Annotated in this window: 6 protein-coding genes; 3 read left to right on the top strand and 3 right to left on the bottom strand. The window is 60.6% G+C overall.

Annotated elements, in window-relative coordinates:
- Positions 1 to 75: 75 nt before the first annotated feature.
- From ACRESD_RS00840 to ACRESD_RS00830, 3 genes are all read right to left on the bottom strand, one after another.
- The gene (locus tag ACRESD_RS00840) at positions 76 to 990 is read right to left on the bottom strand and encodes a LysR substrate-binding domain-containing protein (RefSeq protein WP_431749197.1); all 915 of its coding nucleotides are present in this window, start codon (positions 988 to 990) and stop codon (positions 76 to 78) included.
- A 39-nt stretch (positions 991 to 1,029) separates the two neighbouring features.
- On the bottom strand, positions 1,030 to 1,905 hold the full coding sequence (locus tag ACRESD_RS00835; RefSeq protein ID WP_431749196.1) for an alpha/beta fold hydrolase: 876 nt from the start codon (positions 1,903 to 1,905) through the stop codon (positions 1,030 to 1,032).
- 120 nt (positions 1,906 to 2,025) lie between these two features.
- Entirely contained in the window at positions 2,026 to 2,487 is a 462-nt protein-coding gene (locus ACRESD_RS00830) for a VOC family protein (protein WP_431749195.1), read from the bottom strand.
- Positions 2,488 to 2,713: 226 nt separating this feature from the next.
- Between ACRESD_RS00830 and ACRESD_RS00825 the strand changes: the two genes are divergently transcribed.
- Genes ACRESD_RS00825 through ACRESD_RS00815 form a run of 3 tightly spaced genes read left to right on the top strand, consistent with a single transcriptional unit; the run spans position 2,714 to position 5,406 of the window.
- Positions 2,714 to 3,937 carry an SfnB family sulfur acquisition oxidoreductase gene (locus tag ACRESD_RS00825; RefSeq protein ID WP_431749194.1) on the top strand — a complete coding sequence of 408 codons (1,224 nt, stop codon included), beginning with the start codon at positions 2,714 to 2,716 and terminating at the stop codon, positions 3,935 to 3,937.
- A gap of 3 nt (positions 3,938 to 3,940) precedes the next feature.
- Complete coding sequence (locus tag ACRESD_RS00820) at positions 3,941 to 4,606, top strand: methionine ABC transporter permease (RefSeq protein WP_431749193.1); 666 nt, start codon at positions 3,941 to 3,943, stop codon at positions 4,604 to 4,606.
- A 29-nt stretch (positions 4,607 to 4,635) separates the two neighbouring features.
- Entirely contained in the window at positions 4,636 to 5,406 is a 771-nt protein-coding gene (locus ACRESD_RS00815) for a MetQ/NlpA family ABC transporter substrate-binding protein (protein WP_431749192.1), read from the top strand.
- The last annotated feature ends 108 nt before the right edge of the window (positions 5,407 to 5,514 follow it).

Here is a 5,514-nt window from a genome sequence, read left to right as displayed (position 1 = left end):
ATCAGTGGCTGATCCACCGTAATCGGGAGCAAGCCCCCTCCCACAGTCGATTGGGTTTACAGGCCCCGATTGGGGTCAAATAGAAAGTCCTTTGAAGTGCTCCTGCAAAAATTCCACGCATGCCCTCAACTTCCCGGAGTACGCCAACCGTGTCGGATACACCGCCCACACATTGGCACTCTGGGTGTAGCCGTGCAGCACTTGCACCAGCCGGCCTTGCTCCAGCAACGGTTTCACGTCCCACATCGAGCGCAGTAGCACCCCGCGCCCATCCAACGCCCATTGCAACGCGATTTCGCCATTGTTGGAGGACAACGGCCCGCGGACGCGCACGCTTTCCGGGGCGCCGTCGTGTTCCAGGTTCCAGATGCCGAATGCGTTGTCACGCTCCTTGATCACCAGGCAGTCATGTTGTTCCAGCTCGCTCAACTGCTGCGGCGTGCCTTGGCGTTGCAAGTAGGCCGGTGCAGCGCAGAGTATGCGGCGGTTGCTCACCAACTGCCGGCCGATGTGCTGGCCGGGAATGTCATCTCCTACACGAATCTCCAGGTCAAAGCCTTCGCTGACGATGTCCACCACGCGGTCGAACAGGTCCAGGCGGATCTCCAGGCCCGGGTTCTGTTCGGCCAGCAACGACAGAGCGGGGGCCACATGGTTGCGGCCAAAACCGAAGCTGCTGCACACATGCAGGTGACCACGAGGGCTGTCGTGGGCCTCGGAAAGCTCATCGGACAGTTGCTGGAAGTCTTCGAGGATGCGCACAGCCCAGCGCTGTACCCGTTCGCCATCTTCAGTCAAGGCGATACGGCGGCTGGTGCGGTGCAGCAGCCGGGTGGCGAGGGTGGTTTCGAGGATCTGGATGCGTTTGCTGACATACGCCGGCGACAGCCCCAGCTCATCGGCGGCGGCCGCGAAGCCGGCCTTGCGGATCACGGTCAGGAACACCCGCAGGTCTTCGGGTAGGGGCACGGTATCTTTCTTATGGGTCATCAGAAACAGACGTGGCGGCATGAGCCGCCAGAATAGCACTCAGCGCAGAAAGGGCAGGACTTCGCCCAGCAACAGCTCGGGGGCCTCTTCGGCGATGTAATGGCCGGCCGGCAAGGCCTTGCCACGCACATCGGTGGCGACTTTCTGCCATTCCTTGAGCGGCTCGAAACAGCGTCCAACAGTGCCTTCTGCACCCCACAACACCAGCAGCGGCAAGGTCAGAGGGTTGCCGGCATCGATGTCGGCCTGGTCATGCTCAAGGTCGATACCCGCGGCGGCACGGTAGTCCTCGCAGATGCCCGTGGCGCTGCCGGGCAGTTGCAGGCAGCGCAGGTATTCGGCGAAGGCTTCATCGGTGAATGGCTTGAGCCCGGCGCTGCGGCTGCCCATCACGCTGCGCAGGTACAGCTCGGGATTACTCTCGATCAGGGTTTCAGGCAGCGGTGCCGGGCGGATCAGGAAGAACCAGTGCCAGTAGGCACGGGCGAAAACTTCATTGGTTTGTGCGTACATCGACAAGGTCGGTGCGATATCCAGCAGCACCATGCGCTGCACCGCCTGGGGATGGTCCAGCGCCAGGCGATGAGCGACACGGGCGCCACGGTCATGGGCCAGCACCGAGAAGGTGTTGAAGCCCAACGCCTGCATCAGCTCGATGCCGTCGCGGGCCATTTCGCGTTTCGAATAGTGTGTGTGCCGGTCATTGGCTGGTGGCTTGCTGCTGTCGCCGTAACCACGCAGGTCGGCCGCCACGACGGTGAAGTGTTCGGCCAATTGTTCGGCGACTTTGTGCCAGATGACGTGGGTTTGCGGGTGCCCGTGCAGCAGGAGCAGGCCGGGACCGCTACCGCCTTTGCGGTAACTGATGCTGACGCCGTTGACGTGGCACTGGTCTTTTTGGAAGCCGGCGAACATGGAATGACTCCTTGTGATGATTGCCTGCATCCTGGAATCACACTGTGTTCGGGGCAAGAGGGAAAGCGTGGAGGGGGTGTTCATGAAGTGTGTAGGAGCCGGCGAGCCGGCTCCTGTTGATTAGCCTTGCTTGAACATTTCGTCAGCGCGCTGGCGGATCTGTTCTGGGGTCAGGTCCTCTTTGCGCGTGGCCAGAAACCACATATGGCCAAACGGATCTTTCAAGGTGCAGGAACGGTCGCCGTAGAACTGATCCTTGGGCTCCGAGATCACTGTGGCTCCGGCTGCGACGGCCTGCTTGAACTGTTTGTCGACATCCGGGACATACAGATGCAGGCAGACACTGGTGGGCTCTTTCCCGGGGCTGCCGAATTCCATCTGGCCGCAGGGCGACGCCATCATCAACGCCGAATCACCGATGCGCAGTTCGGCATGGCCGATTCTGCCGTCGGGCATTGGCATGCGCATGACTTCAATGGCGTCGAATGCCTTCTTGTAAAAGTCGATGGCTTCCGATGCTTTTTCGATACCCAGATAAGGCGTGATGCTGTGATAACCCTCAGGAATAGGTTTAACGCTCATTTCGTTCTCCTTTGGTTGTGGTTATGGAGGTACGGCCTTTTCACTATAGGCCACGTCAGTCGCGGCCTGCGGGTAACCGACGAGGTGTTGCCCAGGCAACAGTGAACCGGCAATTTGCTGCGCCAAGAGCGAGGTTGGCTCAGGTTTTTATCACCAAATCGCCTGATCCAGGGCTCGGCACAGAAGCTGCAATGCCCTAGGCAAACCATTCGCCCGAGAGCGTTGTATGCCTGTACTGCCTGTGTCTGCCGATTACCCGATCCACACGCCCCACGCTGAACTGATCCGTGATGAAGCCGAGGCGATTGCCGTGGCGCACCGTGTCGCCGCTGTATTGCTGGAGCAGGACGCCGAACGTGACCGCACCCGTCAGGTGCCCGCCGAAGTGGTTGACCTGTATTCCAACAGCGGTCTGTGGGGTATCAGTGTGCCGCGTGAGTTCGGTGGGGCGCAGGTGTCCTACGCGGTGCTCGCCCAGGTGATCGCGATTATCTCGGCGGCCGATCCTTCACTGGGGCAAATCCCACAGAACCACTACTGCCTGCTGGAGGACATTCGCCTGCAAGGTTCGCCGGAACAACAAGCGCATTTCTTTGGCCTGGCCTTGCAAGGCCATCGTTTTGCCAATGCGCTGTCGGAAACCGGCGGCAAGCACGTGCAGGACATCCAGGCCACGATCCGCCGCGAAGGTGATGGCTATGTGATCAACGGCCGCAAGGGGTATTGCACCGGTTCGTTGTACGCCCACTGGCTGGCGGTGCTGGCGCTGGATGAACAGCAGAATGCGCAGTTGGCCTTCGTGAAACGAGGCACCGAAGGGCTGGTGGTCGTCGACGATTGGGACAGCATGGGCCAGCGCACCACCTCCAGCGGTACTGTGCTGGCGCAGGGTTTGCGGGTGCCAGCGTTCAATCTGTTTCCTACGCATAAGTCCTACGATTCACCGACTCTGGCTGGTCCATTCGCACAACTGACCACCGCCGCGATCGACGCCGGCATCGCCCGCGCTGCACTGCGTGACACCGTGCAGTTCGTGCAACAGTTCGCTCGGCCGTGGATCGACGCCGGCGTGGAGAGAGCCAGTGAGGACCCGTTGGCCATCATTCAGGTCGGCGCCCTGGATATCCGTCTGGAAGCCGCCGAAGCCCTGTTGGAGCGTGCAGGTTTCGCCCTCGATTGCGCACGCCCGGCGCCGAATGAAGACAACGTCGCCCATGCCTCCCTGGCCATGGCCAGGGCCAAGGTGCTCACCACTGAAATTGCCATCGAGGCCAGCAACAAGCTGTTTGAACTGGGCGGCACCCGTTCGACGTTGAAGAAGCACAACTTTGACCGGCACTGGCGCAACGCGCGGGTGCACACCTTGCACGACCCGGTGCGCTGGAAATACCACGTGGTGGGCAACTGGCTGCTCAATGGCGCCAAGCCGCCGCGCCACGACTGGTCGTGATTCATGGCCGAACTGTTCAAGAACATCTACTGGGCCGACATCGGCCAGGCCTGCCTGGAAACCCTGAGCATGCTGGCTGCTGCCCTCGGTTTTACTGTGCTGCTGGGGCTGCCGCTGGGCGTGCTGCTGTTTCTCACCGGCAAGCGTCAGTTGCACGAAGCGATAGTGGTTTATCGACTGCTGTCGGTGGTGGTTAACGTGCTGCGGTCGCTGCCGTTCATCATTCTGCTGATTGTGTTGATACCGCTGACCACCTTGCTGGTGGGCACCTCGCTCGGTGTTCCGGGCACCATCCCGCCGCTGGTGGTGGGGTGCACGCCGTTCTTTGCGCGGCTGGTGGAAACCGCGTTGCGCGAAGTCGATCGCGGCGTGGTGGAGGCGACCCAGTCGATGGGAGCCAGTACCTGGCAGATGATTCGCCACACGCTCCTGCCGGAAGCCCGGGGTGGCTTGCTGGCGGCAGTGACCGTCACCGCGATCGTGTTGGTGGACTACACCGCGATGGCCGGGGTGATTGGCGGGGGTGGCCTGGGTGACCTAGCGATTCGCTATGGCTACCAACGATTCCAGACCGACGTGATGGTGGTCACCGTGGTGCTCTTGCTGGTGTTGGTACAGGCCCTGCAAATGACCGGTGATCGTTTGGTGGCGCGTTACAGCCGTCGTTAATTCCTATAGCTACTGCCTTCGGAGCATGTATGAAAAAATCCCTGGCCATTTTGGCTGCTGTCCTGTCGTTGAACGCGTTTGCCAACGAGAAACTGGTGGTGGGTGCCACGCCCGTGCCCCACGCGGAGATCCTTGAGTTCGTCAAACCGGTGCTGGCCAAGGAGGGCGTGGACCTGCAGATCAAAGTTTTCACCGACTTCATCCAACCCAACCAGCAGTTGGCGCTGAAAAATATCGACGCCAACTATTACCAGTACCGTCCGTTCCTCGATGATTACAACAAGACCCGCCACACCGACCTGGTGCCGGTGGTGGGCGTGCATATCGAGCCGTTCGGGGCTTATTCGACGCGGATCAAGCACATCGCTGAATTGAAAGACGGCGCCACCGTGTCGATCCCCAACGACCCGGTCAACACCGGCCGTGCGCTGGTGTTGCTGGATGAGGCCGGGCTGATCAAGCTCAAGGACCCGAGCAACACCCTCAGCACCCAGCGCGATATTGCCGAGAACCCAAAGCACCTGAAAATCCGCGAACTGGAAGGTGCCTTGCTCGCCCGCTCAGTGAGTCAGGTGGACCTGGCGTTTGTGTTTGCCAACTACGCCTTGGAAGCGGGAATCGACACCAACAGTGCGTTGATCGTGGAGAAGGGCAAGTCCTTGTACGTCGAGTATCTGGTGGCGCGGCCCGACAACCTCTACGACCCACGCATCCAGAAACTGGCCAAGGCGTTGAATTCCGATGAGGTGCGCCAGTTCATCCTGACCCGCTACAAAGGCCAGATTGCCCCCGGTTTCTAAGTCCTGCACCAATCAAATGTGGGAGGAGGCTTGCCCTAATGCCAGTCAGTTAAGCGGTGGTATGTCGAACGTATCATTTGTAGTGAGCGGGCTTGTCCCGCGCTGGGT

It is taken from the genome of Pseudomonas sp., assembly GCF_050739995.1.
Classification (GTDB): Bacteria; Pseudomonadota; Gammaproteobacteria; order Pseudomonadales; family Pseudomonadaceae; genus Aquipseudomonas.
The sequence above is the reverse complement of the archived record's forward strand: the minus strand, read 5'-3'. Positions and strand labels throughout refer to the sequence as shown.